This window comes from Pedobacter sp. R-06, assembly GCF_049913135.1.
GTDB lineage: Bacteria > Bacteroidota > Bacteroidia > Sphingobacteriales > Sphingobacteriaceae > Pedobacter.
The window spans coordinates 3,963,983-3,985,889 of record NZ_CP183977.1 but is presented as its reverse complement, the minus strand read 5'-3'; the positions used below and the strand labels follow the sequence as shown (position 1 = coordinate 3,985,889).

General features: G+C 39.3%; 17 protein-coding genes. 14 read left to right on the top strand and 3 right to left on the bottom strand.

Features of this window, described 5'->3' with window-relative positions:
* Nucleotides 1-55: 55 nt before the first annotated feature.
* A complete protein-coding gene (locus ACN9MR_RS15905) occupies nucleotides 56-607 on the bottom strand; it encodes a dihydrofolate reductase family protein (RefSeq protein ID WP_426325085.1) in 552 nt (183 codons plus the stop codon).
* A 226-nt stretch (nucleotides 608-833) separates the two neighbouring features.
* On the opposite strand from ACN9MR_RS15905, the gene ACN9MR_RS15900 reads away from it, so the two are divergent.
* From ACN9MR_RS15900 to ACN9MR_RS15885, 4 genes are all read left to right on the top strand, one after another.
* Nucleotides 834-2,438, top strand: coding sequence for a tetratricopeptide repeat protein (locus tag ACN9MR_RS15900; RefSeq protein ID WP_426325083.1), 1,605 nt, complete (start codon nucleotides 834-836; stop codon nucleotides 2,436-2,438).
* A gap of 248 nt (nucleotides 2,439-2,686) precedes the next feature.
* Nucleotides 2,687-5,464 carry a TonB-dependent receptor domain-containing protein gene (locus tag ACN9MR_RS15895; protein ID WP_426325081.1) on the top strand — a complete coding sequence of 926 codons (2,778 nt, stop codon included), beginning with the start codon at nucleotides 2,687-2,689 and terminating at the stop codon, nucleotides 5,462-5,464.
* Nucleotides 5,465-5,486: 22 nt separating this feature from the next.
* Complete coding sequence (locus ACN9MR_RS15890) at nucleotides 5,487-6,746, top strand: right-handed parallel beta-helix repeat-containing protein (protein WP_426325079.1); 1,260 nt, start codon at nucleotides 5,487-5,489, stop codon at nucleotides 6,744-6,746.
* Nucleotide 6,747: 1 nt separating this feature from the next.
* Entirely contained in the window at nucleotides 6,748-7,824 is a 1,077-nt protein-coding gene (locus ACN9MR_RS15885; protein ID WP_426325077.1) for a phytase, read from the top strand.
* Nucleotides 7,825-8,126: 302 nt separating this feature from the next.
* Here the strand turns inward: ACN9MR_RS15885 and ACN9MR_RS15880 are convergent, their stop codons facing one another.
* Nucleotides 8,127-9,023, bottom strand: a complete 897-nt coding sequence (locus ACN9MR_RS15880) for a helix-turn-helix domain-containing protein (RefSeq protein ID WP_057933735.1) — start codon at nucleotides 9,021-9,023, stop codon at nucleotides 8,127-8,129.
* Between the two features lie 541 nt (nucleotides 9,024-9,564).
* Between ACN9MR_RS15880 and spt the strand changes: the two genes are divergently transcribed.
* From spt to ACN9MR_RS15830, 10 genes are all read left to right on the top strand, one after another.
* Nucleotides 9,565-10,770, top strand: a complete 1,206-nt coding sequence (spt, locus tag ACN9MR_RS15875; protein WP_426325074.1) for a serine palmitoyltransferase — start codon at nucleotides 9,565-9,567, stop codon at nucleotides 10,768-10,770.
* Complete coding sequence (locus tag ACN9MR_RS15870; RefSeq protein ID WP_426325072.1) at nucleotides 10,767-11,888, top strand: hypothetical protein; 1,122 nt, start codon at nucleotides 10,767-10,769, stop codon at nucleotides 11,886-11,888. The genes spt and ACN9MR_RS15870 overlap by 4 nt, the downstream gene beginning before the upstream one ends.
* On the top strand, nucleotides 11,885-12,874 hold the full coding sequence (locus ACN9MR_RS15865; protein ID WP_426325070.1) for an NAD-dependent epimerase/dehydratase family protein: 990 nt from the start codon (nucleotides 11,885-11,887) through the stop codon (nucleotides 12,872-12,874). The genes ACN9MR_RS15870 and ACN9MR_RS15865 overlap by 4 nt, the downstream gene beginning before the upstream one ends.
* 18 nt (nucleotides 12,875-12,892) lie before the next feature.
* Nucleotides 12,893-14,218: an inositol-3-phosphate synthase gene (locus ACN9MR_RS15860; RefSeq protein WP_426325068.1), complete on the top strand. Its 1,326-nt coding sequence runs from the start codon at nucleotides 12,893-12,895 to the stop codon at nucleotides 14,216-14,218.
* Nucleotides 14,218-14,673, top strand: a complete 456-nt coding sequence (locus ACN9MR_RS15855) for a phosphatidylglycerophosphatase A family protein (protein ID WP_426325066.1) — start codon at nucleotides 14,218-14,220, stop codon at nucleotides 14,671-14,673. The genes ACN9MR_RS15860 and ACN9MR_RS15855 overlap by 1 nt, the downstream gene beginning before the upstream one ends.
* Before the next feature lie 2 nt (nucleotides 14,674-14,675).
* On the top strand, nucleotides 14,676-15,053 hold the full coding sequence (locus ACN9MR_RS15850; protein ID WP_426325064.1) for a GtrA family protein: 378 nt from the start codon (nucleotides 14,676-14,678) through the stop codon (nucleotides 15,051-15,053).
* The gene (locus ACN9MR_RS15845) at nucleotides 15,054-17,597 is read left to right on the top strand and encodes a DUF5686 family protein (RefSeq protein ID WP_426325062.1); all 2,544 of its coding nucleotides are present in this window, start codon (nucleotides 15,054-15,056) and stop codon (nucleotides 17,595-17,597) included.
* Between the two features lie 8 nt (nucleotides 17,598-17,605).
* Nucleotides 17,606-18,895, top strand: a complete 1,290-nt coding sequence (locus tag ACN9MR_RS15840; RefSeq protein WP_426325060.1) for a DUF4833 domain-containing protein — start codon at nucleotides 17,606-17,608, stop codon at nucleotides 18,893-18,895.
* A 405-nt stretch (nucleotides 18,896-19,300) separates the two neighbouring features.
* Nucleotides 19,301-19,921, top strand: a complete 621-nt coding sequence (locus ACN9MR_RS15835; protein WP_426325058.1) for a sterol desaturase family protein — start codon at nucleotides 19,301-19,303, stop codon at nucleotides 19,919-19,921.
* Between the two features lies 1 nt (nucleotide 19,922).
* Nucleotides 19,923-20,864, top strand: a complete 942-nt coding sequence (locus ACN9MR_RS15830; protein WP_426325056.1) for a phosphatase PAP2 family protein — start codon at nucleotides 19,923-19,925, stop codon at nucleotides 20,862-20,864.
* Between the two features lie 41 nt (nucleotides 20,865-20,905).
* Here the strand turns inward: ACN9MR_RS15830 and ACN9MR_RS15825 are convergent, their stop codons facing one another.
* Entirely contained in the window at nucleotides 20,906-21,508 is a 603-nt protein-coding gene (locus ACN9MR_RS15825; RefSeq protein WP_426325054.1) for a hypothetical protein, read from the bottom strand.
* Nucleotides 21,509-21,907 lie beyond the last annotated feature (399 nt).

Here is a 21,907-nt window from a genome sequence, read left to right as displayed (position 1 = left end):
GGTTAAATTGGTTATTGACTCTAAACGCCAAACCCTCAACACTAAACTAATCAGGTCATTTATCCTTCACCTCATATACCAGCTGCACAACACCAGATGGAGCGCTTTTTGTTTCTTTTAAGGTTAACCAGACCCGATTGGTAATTTCGCTAAACAGTAATTTTCCTTCACCCAATATTACGGGATGTACAGCTAGCTGCAACTCGTCAACCAGGCCGGCATTTAAAAAACTAGTTATTAGCTTTGCGCCACCATATAGCCATATATTTTTACCGGGAAGTTTTTTAATTTCATTAACCTTTTGCACAATGTCCGACTGGATAAAAGTAGCACCTGTATCATCGTTGGTTTTGGTCTGCGAAAAAACATATTTTTTCTTGCTGTTAATATTTTCGGAGATCGATTTCATCAGGTCATTTTCTTCTTCTCCAGGTTGGTAATTCCCCCATAAATCATAGCTGATGCGCCCGTAAAAAATAGAATCTATGCCATCTAAAAAATCGTTAAAATTGGCATCGCCATCCATAATACACCAATCAATTTCTCCATTAGGTCCTTCAATGTAGCCATCAAGCGTAACGGCAAGGTTTAGAATAATCTTTTTCATCTGTATTAATTTTACGGTTTTCACTCCAGGTTAGCGGCGCTGTTTATCTTATTGAATTTAATAACAATAAACAGGAAGTTAACTTCTAAATTACGAAATATCACTTAAAACCGGCTTCGTTATGAGGTTTGGCTTTCGTTAACCTCAGTTAATTTTTCAACTTAACCTTAAGTTAACATGTACGCTCTTACTTTGTTCAGCATTGCCTGATATAGATGCTTTTAACATGATCAAATCCTATAGTGTTCTTGTGCTTTTTTTGCTTTTCATTTCGAATGCGATTGCCCAGGAAGAAAAATTCGAATCGATTATTGCGCTGAATCAAAAAGATCCGACTGCAGCCCTTGCTCAATTAAAAAAAATATACGCCAAATCTATCGATGACAATGATGAGCTTTTAGAAGGCAAATGTTTACAGCAAATGGGCAAGGTTTGTTATACACAGGGGCATTTTAGTCAATCGTTAGAGTTCTTTTTAAAAGCCGATAAAATATTCAACAATGCCAATCAATCGCTTTTATTGGCCGCTAATCTTAACGATGCAGGTGTGCTGTACTATTACATGAAGCAGAAAGACAAGGCCATGCACAGCTATAACAAAGCCATCGGTATCTATAAAAGATCGAATAACTTAACCGGACAGGCAACCGTTTTGGGCAATATTGGTCAGTTATACGAAAAAAGGCAACTTTACGATAGCGCATTTTACTATCAAAAACTGGCATTAAAAATAAACGAACAGGTTAACCATAAAAGTGGGACGGCAAAAATACATGAAAACCTGGGCAGTATATATGAAGATCTGGAGCGTTACGATTCTGCTTATGTGCATTTTAAGCAGTCGTTAAATTTATACCAGGAAGACCATAATGACCTGGGTAGTATCGAGGTAATTAATAATTTGGGCGATATTCTCCGTAAAACAGGCCGGTACAGGGAAAGTATTGTGCAAACCGAAACTGCATTGAAACTGGCCGAAAAGATGGGTAATATTTATCAGTTAAGCTCCTGCTGCAGAGACTTGGGCAAGGCATACGAACTGTTGAGCAATATGGACAGCGCCTACCACTATGTAAAACTTGGCTATAAATACACTATCGATCTGTATTCGGAGGATGGTGCCCGGCAAGTAGCCTTTCTGCAGGTGCTTTACGATATCAATAAAAAATCGGATGAGATTAATAAACTGAAGAACGACCGGAAGGTGAACAGGATCATTGCTTTTTCTGCCACAATTGTAGTCATATTATTGGTTGTTTTGGGATTTGTTATTTTTAGCAGGCAAAGGTTAAAGTTAAGAGATCAACAGATGCTGGCACGGCAGAAAGCGATAGAACATGATATGACCAGTCTGGCGCTCAAAAATCTTCAGCTCGAAGAACAAAATCTGAAACAGTTGTTGGAGGTTAAAAGCAGAGAACTGTCTACCCATACCTTAAATCTGATTAAACACAATCAATTCCTTGAAAATCTCAGGAGTACCCTACAAGCCATGGTAAAAGAGGATAAGCGCGATCAGAAAAAACAGATGAACCAGATCCTCACGGAGATTAATCAAAGTTTTAACCACGAACGCAACTGGAAAGAATTTACAATGGCTTTCGAACAGGTGCACCATCTATTTCTAGAAAGCCTAAAAAAATATAGCAGTGAGCTTACTTCAGCCGATATGCGCCTGATTGCACTGTTAAAAATGAACCTCGATTCAGGCGATATTGCAACCTTGCTTGGTATATCTACCGATAGCTTAAGGGTATCGAGATATAGGTTAAGGAAAAAGCTAAATCTGGCACAAGGCGATAATTTATCGGCATTTATCCAGGCTTTATAACCGTTACATCAGCTGTTATATATTACCTTTTTTTGCTCGTTTTAAGGGCTTAACAATTTGTTAATGTAACGGTAATGAAAGCATAACGGCGTTTTTGTGTTTGTTTAATTTGTTGATAATCATTGTGTTGCTTTTTGATATATGCTTGTTGTAACGCTGTTGCCTTTATGTAACCTCAATAATTTCTTTGTGTAAAATGGTGTATACACCTTTGCCCCGTCGATAATAAAAAGACTTTACCAAACACAATGAATAAACTATTACAAATTCTGTTTTTACTTCTTTTTTGTGCAGGCACAGCTAATGCCACAAAACTGAAAGGCCATGTTTACGATAAGCAAACTGGAGAGGCCATTGTAGGTGCAACAGTGGTTTTAGAAAACCCAAGGCGTACAACCAATACCGGATTAGATGGTACTTTCGAATTTAAGGATGTAAAAGTTGGTGCCGCCAAAATTAGTGTAAGCTACATCACCTACAAAACCATCGAGAAAACCTTGGTGATACTGAAAGAAGATAATGATCACTTAAAGTTCTACATGGAAAGCGATTCGAAAAGCCTTGATGATATTACCATCAAGTCGAACGCAGTTAGTTCTACTGATCAGGGTGCAAGGCGCCTGGAAAAAAATGCCCCACAGCTGATGAATATCGTATCAGGAAGATCGATTGAGATTTCACCTGATTTAACGGTGGCCAACGTAATGCAACGTATTTCGGGTGTGTCTATAGAACGCAATAGCAATGGCGATGGGCAATATGCCATATTAAGAGGAATGGATAAACGCTACAATTATACTTTGGTAAATGGCGTGAAAATCCCTAGTCCGGATAATAAATACCGTTATGTTCCGCTTGATCTTTTTCCTTCTGATTTACTCGACCGTTTAGAGGTGTATAAAACCCTTACCCCAAATTTAGAGGGCGATGCCATTGGCGGTGCCATTAATATGGTGATGAAAAATGCGCCTGGCTTATTGCAGGTAAATGCCAATGTTTCTACAGGTTATAGCCAATTGTTTTTCGATCGTAAGTTTACCAGTTACAATGCTTCAGGTATTAATTATAAATCGCCTTACGAGATAAACGGGAAAAACTACAATGCCACTCAAAGCGATTTTACCAAGGGAACATTCGATTATAAGTATAAAAATCCTGCGCCTAATCTAATCGGAAGCTTATCCTTAAGTAAACGCTTTTTGGATAATAAACTAGGGGTGGTGCTGGCAGGAAGTTATCAGAATACTTACCGTGGCAGCAACAGTACTTTTTACAATAATTCGGTTGTAGGCATCGATCCTTATGCCAAAATTACCAGCAAAAGTTACCGTGAGTATTCCGAACAGCAGCAACGAACAGGTTTACATGGAAAAATTGATTACGTTTTTAATAAAGATCACCAGATCAGTTTGTACAATGTATATGTTAACCTAAAAAATCAGCAGGTTAGAGATGCTGTAACCACCACCTATAATGGGGTTTATAATCCAACATCCGGGAATGCAGAATTGGTTTACGATACCCGTAGCCGTTTAACCGAGCAGCAGATTTACAATACTACGCTTCATGGCGACCATAAATTCTTTGATGATAAATTTAAAGTACAATGGTCAGCTGTTTATTCTTCGGCCAAAAACGATGTACCTGAAAATACAAGTATCAGTTTGAATGGAATACAGCAGAATTTTCAAAGCAAACGTACCAGTTTGGTCAATACCAATCCGGTAACACACAGGTGGGAACGTAATACCGACGAGGACTTAGCTGGCTACCTGGATCTGACCTACCAGGTTTTAGCTGGCGAGCATAAACTGGATATTATGGCCGGAGGTTTATACCGCGATAAACAAAGAAGCAGTTTCTTTAACAACTACAATCTTGCCCCAAGCGCAGCCAATGCATTTGATCTTTATGGTGTGAATTTTCAGCATTATACCGAATTAAACCTCATAGTCAGTAATCCAACAGGCGCAGTATCTAATTCACTAACCTACGATGCGAGTGAAAAAATAGCTGCTGGATATGGTATGTTTAAATACAACTCAGCTAAATTAGAAGTGATAGGAGGGCTTAGAATAGAACATACCAATCAGGGTTATAACCTGCTTTTTCCTGCAGGTGAAGCTTTTCCAAAAGGAAATCAGATTTATACCGATCTGCTGCCCAGTTTAACCGCAAAATACTTCTTAAGTGCAAAAGCCCAATTACATGCTTCTTATTACAGAGCCATTAACCGCCCTGGTTTTTATGAAATTGTACCGGGAAGAGTAAAAAATGAAGATTTTATAGAACGTGGTAATGTGAACCTGCAACGCGCCTTGGCCGATAACTTCGATTTACGTTACGAACTTTTTCCAGGTGCTTCAGAACAACTGTTAGTTGGTGCTTTTTATAAGCGGATCAAAAACCCAATTGAATATACTTTTCTGGCTGATGCGGTTCGCGGGCAGGACACTTATTATACCCCAGGAAACTTTGGTACGGCCAATAATTATGGCGCAGAGGTAGATTACATCAAATATTTCAGTAAAATAGGTGTGAAGGCCAATTATACCTATACCCATTCGCGTATTAACACTACTAAAACCACCAGGGTTATCAATAGTGCTACTGGAGATACGGAACCAGCCAATGTTAACCAGGAACGTCCGCTTTACGGTCAATCGGCGCATATTGCCAACTTATCGTTATTGTTTAAAGATACTAAAAAAGGCTGGGATGTTCAGGTTGCAGGTGCCTATACGGGACCACGAATCAACACAGTTTCTCAATTCTTAAATAACGATTTGTGGCAGGAAGGATTTATTCAGATGGATGCTTCAGCCGAGAAACGCTTTAAACGCGGTATTAGTGTTTTTGTAAAAGCCAATAACATCTTAAATACGCCGACAAAATTATTTATAAAAGGTACAAATCCTGAAAATAACAATATCAACGAAGACCTGGTTAAAAATGGGAATACACTGATCAGAAGTGATTATTATGGCCAAAACTACCTTGTTGGCTTCAGATACAAGTTTAATTAATAGAATTTAAAGATATAAAGACATGAAATCGAATCAGATTTTTAAATTGATGATCCTGATGGTGTTAGCCTTAGCAGGATGTGAGAAAGCCAATATAGATGTAGATACCACCGCTGTTGATGGTTCGGCAATTGGTGAGGTTTCTGGGGTTTGGGCTAAAGGCAGTACACAGGTAATTAAAGGCGATATTGTAATCCCGGAAGGGAAAACATTAACGATTGAAGAAGGGGTAACGGTATTGATGGATACGGTTGCGAAACCAGAAATTATTATAAAAGGTAATCTGTATGCTTTAGGGACCACAGAGAACCCTATTAAATTTACCGTAAACGATTTTTACAAAACGCCGTTAACCAAGTTTGGTAAACTCTGGGGCGGTATTTTAGCTGGTCCAACATGCGAAGAACTGGTGCTTGATCATGTAATTCTAGAATACGGCGGTGCTAAAACATCCGATGCCTCAACTTCGGTAAAAATGGGCTTGTACAAAGCTGTTGCCGGCGAAAGTTTGCCAGCGCTTTGGTTTGCCAATGCCAGGGGCAGATTGGTGGTTCAAAATAGCACCATCAGAAATTTTCAGGAAGATTGTACTTATATTGAAGGTGGAAGAATAATTTTTGCCAATAATGTGTTTTATACTACGGGTGTAACAGGGGGAGAAGCCATGAACTTTAAATCGGGCTGTTTGGCTGATATAGCCTATAATTTAGTTTATAGTACCAATACCAACGCCTTAAAATTATCTAACACTGGAGATAAAACGCCACAAACGTATATTATTGCTTACAACAATACGATGGTAAATACGGGTTGGAGAAGACCAACTGCGAAAGGCGGATCGATCTGGCTGGAAAGCACGGTGCGTGCCGATCTGTATAATAATCTTTTCGCCAATACCCGTTTTGGTGTAAAAAGAGATCCAAAAAAACCTGAAGATAACCGTTCTGCTTACAGCAACAACTGGTATTATGGTTTCGACCAGACTACTGTAAATCAGTTTCAGCCATCTGGCGATATTGTAGGCGGTAAAAACGATGTAATCAGTAATGTTGCTGGAGCAAACGACCCTAAATTTGTCAATTATCCATTAAACACTGCGGTTACCAATGCCGATTTCAATACCGCATGGGATTTTCACCTGCAAGGCAACTCACCGGCTTTGGGTAAAGGCATCACCAACTTTACCCGCCATCACCAGGCCGGAATCATAATGAAAAATGGTATCACCTATATCTCACCTTCACCATCAACATTTGTTGGTGCATACGGAACTAAAATATAAAATGAAGTATAACAATATATTAAAACTTGCCGCTTTTGCGGTTCTAAGCCTGACCATTTCTTGTAATGGAGGCGCGCAAAACGAAAATATTACAGCCGTAAAACCCTTATATGTGTCCGATCCTGTCGATTTTGATACTGACGATCCTGCTATCTGGGTAAACCCGAACGATCCGGCGCAGTCTTTGGTAATCGGTACTGATAAAGATAGCAGTGGTGGCTTATATGTTTTCGATCTGAAAGGTAAAACCATCAGGTCAAAAACCGTAAAAGGCCTAAAGCGACCAAACAATGTTGATATTGCCTATGGTTTGTTGTTGGCTGGGAAAAAGACAGATATTGCCGTAACCACAGAACGTTACACGCATAAGCTACGTATATTTTCGCTTCCTGATATGAAAGCAATCGATAATGGTGGGATTCCTGTTTTTGTTGGCGAAACAGGGGCAGAGTACCGCGATTTGATGGGGATTTCGATGTATACCGACCCAAGTGGAAAAATTTATGCAATTGTTGGTCGTAAAACGGGGCCTAAAAATGGAGGTTATCTTTGGCAATACCTGTTAACCGATGATGGAAAAGGCAACGTTAAAGCAGATTTGGTGCGGAAATTCGGGCAGTATAGTGGCAAAAAAGAAATAGAAGCAATTGCCGTTGATAATGAACTGGGTTATGTTTATTATTGCGATGAGCAGGTTGGTGTACGCAAGTATTATGCCGATCCGGCCAAAGGGAATAAAGAACTGGCATTGTTTGGGCAGGGCGATTTTACTGTCGACAATGAGGGGATTGCAATTTATAAAACCCCAGGGAATAGTGGGTACATCCTGGTATCCGATCAGGGCGCTAAGCAGCTGAAAGTGTACGACCGGGTGGCTAAAGCCAATACTGCTCATCCACACCCATTGTTAACTACCATTAAATATTCAGCCAATCAAACCGATGGCATTGATGTGGTTTCAGTTCCTTTAAATAACGATTTTAAACACGGTTTGCTGGTGGCTATGAGCGATGATAAAACCTTTCATTTTTATAGATGGGAAGATATAGCGGGTAAAAAACTGGATGTAAATAGGTAGTTTACGATGAATCGTCATCTCGACCGTAGTGGAGAGATCTTTTGATATAGTCCAAAGATCTCTCCACTGCGCGTTGCTCCGGTCGAGATGACGCCGATTTTTAGAATATGTCATTGATAGTAGCGCCGCGGAGTATAGAAATCTATATCGAAAGATTCTCCTCCAAAGGAGCTCCTCTGGAACATTTCGCTGCCGATGAAACCTGTGAAACAAGCAAGCAATACCATAAGTAAATAAAAGCAAACGCTTAAATCGGTTTGCTTCATCCGATAGCTATCGGATCGAAATGACGGTTCATTGCCCTATACCGCAATATTATTCGATAATTTGTACTCAGACGGGGTAATGCCCGTCTGTTTTTTAAAATACTTGCCAAAAAAAGAGGAGTTGCTAAAGCGTAGTTCCATGGCTACCTCCGAGATATTCATAACGTGGCTGGTTAATAATAGTTTCGCCTCCCTGATCACCATTTCATCAATAACTTCTCCCGCTGTTCTATCGGTTACCTGTTTAACAACCTGCGATAAATGCCTTGGCGTAATGCGTAAACAGTTGGCGTAATAAATTACACGCTTTTCCTTCTTAAAGTTTTCTGATACCAACGATAAAAACCGATTAGTGAGTTCTGTCTTGCTATCATGAGCAAAAGGTATTGGGTCTTTCTGTTTATTCTTTAACAAAAAGAGGTCGTACAGCAGTTCCAGGAAGCTATTGTGCACAATATTTTTAATCTGCGGGGTATCTTTTGGTACATTCAGCTTTTTGTGCAGGGCAAGCATATCATAGTAAATGAATGTATATTCTTCTTTTGATAATGAAAATTTATGAGTAGGATCGTTCTGGAACATTCTGTATGCTTCTCCGCTATTAAAGAATATCCCCTTGGTTTTTAAATAATTTTTGTTAAAATGGATGCTGATGAAAGAAACATCACTGTTGTCCTTAATTTCATAAACGGCATGTGGAAAAATGAGTAGAATATCTCTTTGATTTAATACATGCTCTACAAAATTTATCCGAAGGTTCATCTTTCCTTTTGTGATCAGAATTAAAGCGTAACTCGATACGCGGAAAGGCTCCGAACTGCAATAATGCGGATCGCTACTATGGTGGATTTTTGCCATCAATCCATCATTTAAAGAAAGCGCTTCCTCATGGTTTTTTTCTGAAAAAGTTTTATTGAGTAACTCTTGTTGCATAAAATCGTTCAGCGTTTTTTAATAATTTCTTAACAGATTCGATCATCTTTTCCACTACAATTTCAGCTACCCTTTTACGGATAGTTTTTCGCCCTTTATCTGTCGGATTTTGCTATGACAAATGTAATGTTCGCAATGAGTTTTGCAAGAACATTTTTTTAAAATGACTAATTTCTGATTGATTTTTAAGTTTTTGATTAAGAATTTTGTATATTTTAATCTGTTTAATTACAGGTATTTATCTTGTTTTTAGTGCTTTTTTAGTCGTTTTTGTATTTTTTACTATTTTATAATAAAAGTCAGAATGTCAATTGGTCAATTCATCTGAATGTCACATTTTGTCGATCCAACTTTTTGACCAATATATCCCACATTTGAACCTTTTTTTGGCTTCAATTCCGCGTTAAAATTGTGTTATCAAATCGTTTGGTTAATGCGGCCTTAATCTACATCGTTGATTTTAATCTCTATAAGTAGCATTCAGGTGCAGGCCAAATTTTCAGAACAGGGTTTTAAAAACTGAAGAATATAAGAGTTCAGCATGCGTAAAAAATTACAAGATAGAATTGCCTCTTTTAAGGATGCGGCGGTGATAAAAGAAAAGGGATTATATCCTTATTTCAGGTCGATAGAATCTGGCCAGGATACCGAGGTGGTTATAAATGGGAAAAAGGTACTCATGTTTGGTTCAAATTCCTACTTAGGGTTAACCAATCATCCTAAAATAAAAGAAGCCGCAAAAGCAGCCATCGAAAAATATGGAACTGGCTGCGCAGGATCGCGGTTTTTGAACGGTTCGCTCGATATTCACCTCGAATTGGAAAACCGCTTGGCCGAATATGTGGGCAAAGAAGCTGCAGTACTTTTTAGTACCGGTTTTCAAGTCAACTTAGGGGTAATATCCTGTTTATTAGATCGTAACGATTATCTGTTATTGGATGAGTACGATCATGCTTCAATTATTGACGGAAGCCGTTTGGCCTTTTCGCGCACCATTAAATATGCGCATAACGATATGCAGGACCTGCGCCGAAAACTAAGCAGGTTACCTGAAGATGCCGCTAAATTGATTGTTTCTGATGGTATTTTCAGTATGGAAGGCGATTTAGTGAATCTTCCTGAAATGGTAGAGATTGCCAACGAATTTGGCGCCAATATCATGATGGATGATGCGCATAGTCTTGGCGTAATCGGTTTTAATGGCTCTGGTACAGCATCACATTTTAACCTTACTGAAGAGGTGGATCTCATTATGGGCACTTTTAGTAAATCGCTGGCCTCTTTAGGTGGTTTTATTGCTGGTAGTACCGAAACCATCGAGTATATCAAGCACCGTGCACGCTCACTGATGTTCAGTGCAAGTATGCCGCCATCTGCCGTGGCAAGTGTAATTGCTGCATTAGATATTATTGAATCAGAACCTGAACGGATTGATAAACTCTGGGCCAATACAGAATATGCAAAGAAACTTTTGCTTGATGCAGGTTTCGATATCGGGCACAGCAACAGCCCGATTATTCCTATTTATATCCGCGATAATACCAAAACCTTTATGATTACGAATATTCTTCAGCAAAATGGGGTGTTTGTAAACCCGGTTGTTTCGCCAGCTGTGCCTTCCGATTCATCTTTAATCAGGTTTTCTTTAATGGCTACGCATACTTTCGATCAGATTGAATCAGCCATCGAGAAACTAAGTTTGGCTTTTAAGGCTGTTAACGTAGAATTAGTAGGAAGCCAATCATGAGAGAACTGGTAAAGGTTTCTGGTAAAAAAGCATTAAAGGCCTTTGTAGATTTTCCGCACGAATTGTACGCGGCAGATGTGAACTATGTCCCTGAACTTTTTATTGCCCAACGTGACTTGCTTACCCCAGGCAAACATCCTTTTTACGAACATTCGGAAATACAGCTTTTTTTGCTGTATAACGAAGGTAAAGTAGTTGGGCGAATTGCCGCAATTAATAACACTAACCATAATAAAGTTTATGGTGGACATGATGGTTTCTTCGGTTTTTTCGATTGCATTAATGATGTAACAGTTGCACAAGAGCTTTTAAATGCAGTACAAAACTGGTTAACGGAAAAAGGGCATACAAAAATTTTAGGTCCGGTAAATTTTTCAACCAACGAAGTATGCGGATTGCTCATTGAAGGTTTTGATGGGCCACCTGTAGCCATGATGCCTTATAATGCGCCATATTACTTATCGCTTTTAGAGCAAACTGGTTTTCAGAAAAATGTCGATTTAAGGGCTTATCGCTACACTGCCGGCAATTATAGCGAAAGATCGGTTAAACTGCTGGATCGGATTGAAGAACGGCTGCTCCGAAATGACATTGTGCTGCGTAAAATCAACATGAAGAAATTCAAGGAGGAGTGTAACGCGGTGCGGGAGGTATATAACAAGGCATGGGATAAAAACCTGGGTTTTGTACCGATGACGGATAAAGAGTTTGACTATACCGCAAATGATTTAAAACTGATTCTTGATCCGGAATTTTGTATCCTGGCCGAGCAGCATGGCAAGATTGTGGGTTTTGCACTGGCCATTCCCGATATCAATCAGATCCTGATCAAAATTAAACGCGGCAGGTTGTTCCCTACCGGGTTGATCAAACTTTTGGCGAATAAAAAGAAAATAGATGGGATCCGTATTTTGTTGCTTGGCGTGGTAGATGGTTACCGTAAAATGGGGATTGAAGCTTGTCTTTACGGTCGTATCATTAAACATTTCAAGGCTAAAAACATGAAATATGCAGAGGCCAGCTGGACTTTAGATCACAACGATCTGATCAATAAACCTATTGAAGATATTGGTGGGAAGTTATACCGGAAATACAGGATTTTAGAGAAAGCGATATGAAAAAGCGGGTGTTGATTACAGGAGCGACTGGATTTGTGGGCTATCACCTGATTAAATCTGCTTTGGCAAATGATCTTGAAGTGTATGCAAATGTACGGCAATCGGCTACTGCAGCTCATCTTAAAGATTTTCCGATCAATTACGTGGATCTTGATCTATCATCAATTTACTTATTAAAAGAAAATATAGAGGAGAAAAAATACGATTACATCGTGCATGCAGCTGCGGTAACCAAGGCCAAAAAACGTGATGACTACAATCAGGTAAACGCCATTTATACCCGGAACCTGGCCTTGGCGGCTTCTAAATCGGAACATAGAATAAAGAAATTTGTATTTATAAGCAGTTTGGCTGCGCTAGGGCCTTTAAATCGGAAGAATGAAAAACTGACTGATATGGGGGCATCAAACCCCGTAACCAATTATGGGGTCAGTAAAGCACTCGCAGAGACTTATTTGAGTCAGGTCCCGAATCTGCCATTGATCATATTCAGACCAACAGCAGTATATGGACCACGTGAGAAAGACATTTTTATATTGATTAAAACGATTAAAGCCGGGTTGGAGCTGTATATCGGCAAACAGGAACAGGAACTGAGTTTTGTGTATGCCACCGATTTGGCCAATATCATTATAAAAGCACTTGCATCTGATGTAGTTGGCAAAAGTTATAATATTTCGGATGGGGTAGTGTACAGCCGGTCATCACTTGCTGCCCATGTGCGTAAGGCATTAGGAAAAAAGACCGTTACGGTAAATGTACCTGTGCCGATTATTAAGGGGCTGGCCTGGTCGATGGAGCGCTTGTATGGTCTGTTTAATAAGATCCCGGCCCTAAATGTAGATAAGATAAAAGAACTCACCGCCCTTAATTGGGGCTGTGACATTAAAAATATTCAGAACGACTTTGGTTTTATGCCTCAATTCGGACTCGAACAAGGGCTTAATGAAACCATAAACTGGTACCGTAAAAACAATTGGTTATAAGATTTTAAATAAAATAGAATGAAACAACAAGTAAAAGCAGCTGAAGGCAAGCTGGGAATATTAATGCCAGGATTAGGCGCTGTAGCAACAACGATGATTGCCGGAGTTGCTGCAATTAAAAAAGGAATATCAAAACCTATCGGTTCGTTAACACAGATGGGTACCATCCGTTTGGGAAAAAGAACAGAGAAAAGAGAACCAAAAATTAAAGACTTTGTGCCATTGGCTGGTCTTGAAGACTTGGTTTTCGGTGGCTGGGATGTTTATGAAGATAATGTTTACGAAGCGGCAATGAATGCCCGTGTGTTGGATGCTAACCTGTTGCGCGATGTGCGTGAAGAATTACAGGCCATTAAACCGATGCGCGCTGCTTTCGACAGAAATTATGTAAAAAACCTGGATGGTAAATATGTAAAAGATCTCGATAACCGTTACGAACTGGCTTTAGCCGTAATGGAAGACATTAAAAACTTCAAGGCAGAAAACAATTGCGATCGTATTGTACTGGTTTGGTGCGGTTCTACCGAAATTTATTTCGAACCATCAGAAGTTCACGAATCACTGGCTGCGTTTGAGCAAGGTTTAAGAGATAACGATTCGCGTATTGCGCCAAGTATGATCTATGCTTATGCAGCATTAAAATTAGGAATTCCTTTCGCTAACGGAGCGCCAAACTTAACGGTTGATATTCCTGCCTTAATTGAATTGGCTAAAGAAACCGATACCCCAATTGCTGGTAAAGATTTTAAAACCGGTCAAACTTTAATGAAAACCATTTTGGCACCTGGTTTGGCGGCACGTTCGTTAGGTGTAAACGGCTGGTTTTCTGATAACATTTTAGGTAACCGCGATGGTTTGGTACTAGACGATCCTGATAACTTTAAAACCAAAGAAGTATCTAAACTGGGCGTATTGGAAGATATCTTTAAACCAGAGGTTAACCCTGATTTGTATGGCGATATGTACCACAAAATCAGGATCAACTATTATCCGCCTCACGGTGATAACAAAGAAAGCTGGGATAACATCGATATTTTCGGTTGGTTAGGTTATAAAATGCAGATCAAAATCAATTTCCTTTGCCGCGATTCGATTTTGGCCGCACCGATTGTATTAGATCTTGCTTTGTTTATCGATTTGGCTAAACGTGCAAACCTATCGGGGATTCAGGAGTGGTTATCATTCTACCTGAAATCGCCACAAACGATCCCAGGTGTACCTGCAGAAAATGATATTTTTAAACAGTTGATGAAACTTCAGAATACCTTACGTTACATCATGGGCGAAGAATTGATTACCCATTTAGGTCAGGATTACGAAGAAGAACTGATAGAAACGATATAGTGTTTATCCACAAATTTCTTTCAACGGCTCTGGGAATCGGGTATATCGGCAAAGGCGCAGGTACTTATGCTGCTATAGCAACCTGCATCTGCTGGCATCTTTTCCAGAGCCCTTATACCAACCCTTATTTATGGCCGGTACTTTTCACTATGCTCATCGTGATTTTGGGGGTGATGAGTGCCGATCGGGTGGAAGAGATTTGGGGAAAAGACCACGGTAGGGTGGTGATTGATGAAGTGGCCGGAATGTGTATCACCCTATTGTTTGTGCCTTTAAAATGGGAATATACCTTGTTAGGGCTTATTCTTTTTAGGTTTTTCGATATCCTAAAGCCACTTTATATCCGTAAACTCGAAGTGTTGCCGGGTGGCTGGGGTGTAATGGCTGATGATGTACTGGCCGGAATTTATGCAAATGTTATACTGCAACTGGTTGTTGCTTTAGAACTGTTTTAACCATGATGTTCACTTATCTAAAAGCACAGGCATCATCCTTAGTGGCCTCGGCAATAGATTTTGGTGTCACCATTATTGCCGTAAATCTTTTTGGCTGGTGGTATCTGGCAGCAAGTATTACAGGTACGGTTACAGGTGGAGCAGTTAATTTTTATGTGAACCGGAAATGGGTTTTCGAAAGTGAATCTAAAGCCATTAACTGGCAGATATTGAAATATATTTTGGTATGGTCAGGCAATCTGATTATCGTAACCGCAGGTGTGTTTATGCTCACCCATTTTTTTAATCTCAATTACGTTCTCGCTAAGGTGCTTAGCTCGGTTTTAACCGGGATAAGCTACAATTATATCATGCAAAAGCAGTTTATTTTTTCAAGTTAAATGAAACCGATCTATTCATTTTTTCTCCTCGTAGTGCTCAGTTTTATTTTGCAGGGAAATGCTTTTGGCCAGAGAACAGTCGTATCCGGCATAGTGCGCGATGCGGTTACCAAGGAAACGCTGCCCAATGTTTCTGTTTTCTTTAAGGATACCAAAATAGGCATACAGACTGATGTAAACGGAAAGTACACATTGGTTTCTCCCGATCCTCAAAATGAAATCAGTTTTAATTATGTGGGCTATCGGGCAGTTTTTAAAAATATTATGCCATCTGCAACGCAGGAACTTGATGTGGTATTGGTTCCTGATTCGAGAGCTTTGGATGAAGTGATCATTGTGGGTGGAAAAAAGGTAAAATACCGCAATAAAGATAATCCGGCTGTGGAACTGATCCGCCAGGTAATTGCGCATAAAGATGAAAACCGGATTAAGAGTTACAATACGGTGTCTTTCAGGCAATATGAGAAGATGTTGTTCTCGTTGAGCAACGTTTCGGATAAGTTTAAAAGCAAAAGGATGTTCAGAAATTATCAGTTTTTATTTCAGGAGCAGGATTCGACCTTAATTGGTGGAAAAAATCTCCTGCCTGTATATATTCAGGAACAATTATCTGACCATTACCTCAGTAAAGACCCTGAAAAAAATAAAACGGTTGTTATTGCCGAGAAACAGGTAAACTTCGATAGCAGGTACATCGATAATAAAGGAATGAAAACTTATTTCGATAGGATGTACCAGGATATCGATATCTATAAAAACAATATTTCGGTGATCAGTAACGAGTTTCTGAGTCCCATTTCGGATGGTGCACCTGCTTTTTATAAATTTTTTATCACCGATACGCTTAAAAATCAGAAACCTCAAATTATTGAGCTGTCCTTTACGCCCCGAAATACAAACGATATGTTATTTGAGGGAAAAATCTATGTAACGAACGATAGCCATTATGCCGTTACGGGTGCTTCATTTGGCGTAAACAAAAACATTAACCTCAATTTTGTCCGTGCGCTGAAAATCGATCTTGATTTCGAAGCGAATAACAAAGGTAAGTACAGTTTAAGCAAAAGCAATCTCTTGGCCGATTTCGGTATCGGCAAAACCAAAGGCATAGGTTTTACCGGCGAGCGCACCGTTACCTTTAAAAATTATCAGTTCGATACGGTTCTGCCTGATACTATTTTTCAAGGGAAAAGCACCGTGGTGCTGGCCGATGCAGCAAAAAAAGACGATAAATTCTGGGAGAAAAACAGACTGGATACCATTTCGAAGAACCAGCTGAAGATTTATGGTAATATAGATACCCTTCAAAATCTGCCATCTTTTAAGCGGACCATGAAAATCGTTACCCTTTTATTTGCAGGTTATCAGAATTTAGGCCCCTATGAAATTGGTCCGGTAAATACATTTTACAGCTTTAACAATGTAGAAGGTTTAAGGCTGCGTGTTGGTGGCCGAACAACGCCCGAGCTCAGTAAACGGTATTATTTCGAAAACTACCTGGCTTATGGGATTAAAGACGAGAAATGGAAATTTTTCCTTTCCGGAACTTATTCGATAAACAATAAATCGATCTACGAATTTCCACAGCATTATATCAGGGCAAGTTTTCAACGCGATACCAAAATACCGGGACAAGAACTCCAGTTTGTACAGGAAGACAATTTCCTGCTCTCGTTTAAAAGAGGTGTAAATGATATGTTGCTTTACAACGATTTTTATCGTTTAGATTATGTAAAAGAGTTCGAAAATCACTTTTCTTACAATCTCGGCTTTAAAAAATGGAGTCAAACCCCAGCCGGCGGACTCAATTACCTAACCGGAGCAAATCAGTCTGTTAACCGGTTAAGTACCAGTGAAATTTCCTTGCAATTAAGGTATGCGCCCAACGAAAAGTTTTATCAGGGAAAAATATACCGTGTACCCATTGCCGATCGCTATCCGGTATTTAATTTACGTTATACCGCAGGTTTAAAAGGCGTTTTCGGTGGTGAATACAATTACCATAACTTAATGGGAAGCATCGATAAACGTTTTTACTTATCGCAGTTGGGTTATAGCGATGTAACTTTCGAAGGCGGTTATATTGCCGGAAAAGTGCCTTTCCCATTATTGGCCATACATCGTGCCAACCAAACTTACGCCTACCAGCTTAACTCGTACAACCTGATGAACTTCCTTGAGTTTGTGAGCGACCATTATGTAAGCATCAATATCGACCACAATTTTAACGGTTTCTTTTTTAATAAAGTACCTTTAATTAAGCGGTTAAAATTAAGGGAAGTGGTCTCGTTTAAGGCATTATATGGTGGGTTGAGGAATGAAAACAATCCAAATCTCCAATCTGGCTTATACCGGTTTCCGGTTTACGAAAATGGCGCACAAAGAACTTATGCATTGGGTAACGAACCCTACATGGAAGGCAGTGTTGGTGTAGGCAATATCTTTAAACTATTGAGGGTTGATCTTGTGAAGCGTTTCAATTACCTTAACAATCCGGAGGTTTCGGAGTGGGGAATAAGGGCAAGGGTAAAATTTGATTTTTAAGAAAAGCTATGGAAACTAAATTAAGGGACAGCCTGCAACAGGGCATATATAAAGTGATTAATCCTTTTGTAAAGGGACTGATTAAAATTGGCTTAACACCTAATGCGGTAACCACCATAGGCTTGATCCTGAATATTGGTGTGGCGGTTGTTTTTGTACTGGGTGCCGAAAAATCAAATCGTGGTGATATGTCATACATCGGTTGGGGAGGAGCACTGGTGCTTTTTGCAGGCCTGTTCGATATGCTCGATGGTCAGGTGGCGCGATTAGGGAATATGAGTTCGAAGTTTGGGGCATTGTACGATTCGGTACTCGACCGTTATAGCGAAATGATCATGTTTTTAGGGATCTGTTATTACCTGGTTGCACATCATTATTTTTTAAGCTCATTGTTTGCGTTTATCGCATTAATCGGCTCGATGATGGTGAGTTATACCCGCGCAAGGGCCGAGGGATTAGGTGTGGAGTGTAAAGGTGGTTTAATGCAAAGGCCGGAAAGGGTAGTAACCATTGGCGTTTTCGCCATAGCCTGTGGTATTGCAGGTCATTTTATTGGTGGCGATTACAAAGTTTATGTACCAGGCATTTCATTCCATGTTTTCGAAACGATGTCGATTTTTACCATGCCCATTACCCTAATGGCGGTATTAACCAATATTACGGCTGTTAAGAGGTTACAGGAAGCCAAAAAAGGACTCGAAGCGCAAGAACTTAATGAGCGAAAAGGAAATAACAGGGCCGCTTTAATTGCGGGTTTGGTATTGATGGGAAGTTTAACCGGAGTATTGTCCTTTAATGCAAATGCACAGGGCTCAGATCCTTCGCCGATTACTTTTCCAACGCCAAAAGATATCCCTAATCAGCTGTTTTATTTGCAGCGCGATCCGAATACCAATACCATTATCTGCCAGTTAAATGTAGATAAACATGGCGAGGTAAATAAGGAGCAACCCGTAAATGTTTTTTGGATGCGCTACGGAGATAAAGGCGAAAAGAAAGAGCTGAGTTATATCCAACGGAAATTTGCATATGGCATTATCAGCAAAAATCTGGGTAACGGGCAGTTCGAACTTCGGTTTACCTCGCACAAAAAACTACCAATGTATCTGAATAAATCTGGCGCAGACAAAAAATACCATGTTTTTGCCACGATCAACAATAAAAAAATGCAGTTAGAACGGATTTTCCTTCGGATTGAGGGCGGTACCTTTTGGTTCCCGAATGTAAAATATGTAGAGATAAAAGGTTTTGATGCTTCAGAACCCTCAAAGGTGTTAGTTGAAAGGATTAAGGTTTAGCGCGGGCGTTTTGCGGAGTGGCGATTCCATTCCTTTCGTCATTGCGAGCGAAGTGTAACGAAGCCGAGAACCACGAAGTGCTCAGCGCAGCTAAATCTAATTGGATAGATCTCTCCATTCCGCTTCGCTTCATCCGATAGCTATCGGATCGAGATGACGAACCAGGGAGGAGTCGAAGACCTTTATTGGGTCGTCATTCCCAACTTGATTGGGAATCGTAATGCGATAAGCTTTAAGATTCCCGCCTGCGCGGGAATGACGATCGATTATATGATTTGTCAGTCTGAGCGGAGTCGAAGACCCTGCGTTCAAAATGGCAAATTGTTTGAGGAGAAGATCCTGAAACAAGTTCAGGATGACGATTAAATGTGTGGGTAGTCGAAGACCAGTTAAAAAATATTACCAATGAAAAAGAATTTTGTTTCAAATTCGACCGCATCCATCAGGATGTTTAAAAACGACTTTTTAGAAAGCCTATCAAAAGTTAGGTTTTACGTACCGTTGATTGTTTATGTACCGGTTATTGTCTTTCTTTCTTGGAAAGCGCTTTGGCAAATCGAAATGCCCGTTTTAAATTTTGCAGGCTGGTTTCTGTTTGGTCTGGCCATCTGGACCATTACCGAATATGTTCTGCATAGATATGTGTTTCATTTTGAGCCAGATGTGGAATGGGGAAAGAAAATCCATTTTATTTTTCATGGTGTACACCACGATTACCCTAACGATGCCAAAAGACTGGTGATGCCACCTTCGGCCAGTATTCCTATGGCTCTGGGTTTTTACTTTCTTTTCGATTGGTTATTGCCCGATACGGTGGTTTATCCATTTTTCTCGGGTTTCATGATCGGTTATCTTTTTTATGATATGGTACATTATGCGCTTCACCATGCTAATTTTAAAAGCGGTTTCTGGAAACAGTTAAAACAGCACCATATGCTTCACCATTATTCCGATTCGACCAAGGGTTATGGGGTAAGCTGGACTTTTTGGGATCATATTTTTAGATCTAATTTTGATAAAAAATAACATGCAGCAAGAAGTATTGCTTAAAAACAGTTTTTATAATCTTCGGAATATTTATCTAACAGTTGCTATATCTGTTGGATATCTATTGTTATCAGTACTACTGGTCGGCTTTAAAACCGATCAGCTGGTGCTGATTTTTATTTTTAATGCTTTGTTTTTTATCTCAAGGGGAACCAGGCAGTTTATCCTCGGCTTTTCAATCTTTATCGTCTATTGGATACTGTTTGATTACATGAAAGCCTTTCCAAACTATCTCTTTAATCCGGTACATATTGAAGATTTATATGACCTGGAAAAAAACACTTTTGGCATTAACTACCATGGCTTAATACTTACACCTAACGAATACTGGAAAATAAACAGTAATGCATTTTTAGATGTATTAACCGGGTTTTTCTACCTGATGTGGGTACCTGTTCCGCTGGCCTTTGCTACTTATCTTTTTTTTAAGAATAAGGAACAGTTTGTTTGGTTCTCACTCACCTTTGTCTTTGTTAATTTATTGGGCTTTGTGGTTTACTATGCTTTCCCGGCTGCACCACCATGGTACGTGCAGGAACATGGCTTCGGATTTATCGCGAAAACTGCCGGCAATACTGCTGGATTGGCCCGGTTTGATCATTATTTTAACATTACGCTCTTTCATGGCATATACAGCAAAGGTTCTAATGTATTTGCAGCTATGCCATCGCTGCACTCATCATATCCTGTTATTGTAGTTTATTACGGTTTAAAAAACCGTTTAGGGAAAATTAATATTTTCTTTTTTACTGTAATGCTGGGCATCTGGTTTTCGGCCGTATATACCAGTCATCATTATACGCTTGATGTGCTGGCTGGAATAAGCTGCGCCATATTGGGTATTATTTCCTTTAATTATTTAATGCGCAATACAGGTTTGAAGCACTTTGGGAAAAAACTGATCAACGCCATTAGTAATTAAACAACCGGCATTGATCAGGTACGATGTTTCAGTATATGATGTTATGCTGAAAGGTTAAGTGGTGTTTGGCTGTTACGCATGGTTAAAGCCTGGCAATTGCTTTTTGCTTTCGCAAGCAGGTAAAATTCTACGCTGGCGATTAGGATGAGCGTATAGCCAAAAAGTTCGAGCGATTCTTCTGATACATTCTTCACATCACGGGTATATTGATTTTCCATAACGGCCATCCAAAACACTTTTCTACCATATAAACGTGCGAAAATATAAGTAGTTAAAATTCCGGATAATAGTATACCAAAGGAAAATTTGTTTACAAAATCGTTTAGGTTAGAAAAAAAGAGTCCTTTATTTCTGTATATCATAATAATTGCAAGAAAAAGTAAACCAAAAGCGCCGGTTTGCCATGCTCCATCATAAACATGTTCATCAAGAAAAGCGTCTTGCTCTCTGATGAGAGATGCCATTGTGAAGCTAAATAAAGCAAAGGCAAGTGGGAATGATGATTTATGTTTAAATGAAATATAAAGGTAAGTAAGGGCACTTAATAATAGCAGCAAGCTCTGCACATATTCTACAATTGATTGTTCACTGAATTTATTACTTCCTGCTTCATGCTGCACATTCCATTTCAGAAATTCAGACAATAAGACCATTGTTAAACCATAAATAAGAAATCGGATAATAGCAGTTTTTAAACCGCTTGGGCTTGATGAGATAGTGGGACTGACCATTTTTTATTGAATTTGCATTTATCATCAGCTAGAAAAATCAATAAACATGATTCTGCCGATAAGTTAGACTACAAATTTCGCTCAAGAACCATTGCTAAAAAAGGTCTATAAGTCCTAAAAATTGGTTAAAAAGTACGAATATTTCAGAATTTAAAAATATAGTTTTTTGTTTATGTTATTCAATTAAGATAAGGCCATAAGTAATTAAAAAAGCCCAATAGTTGATCTTAAACGACTGGCTATTAGTAATGTTATATGCAGTACTGTGTATTTTAAACACAAACTGTTATATTTAACTGAAACAAATTAAAT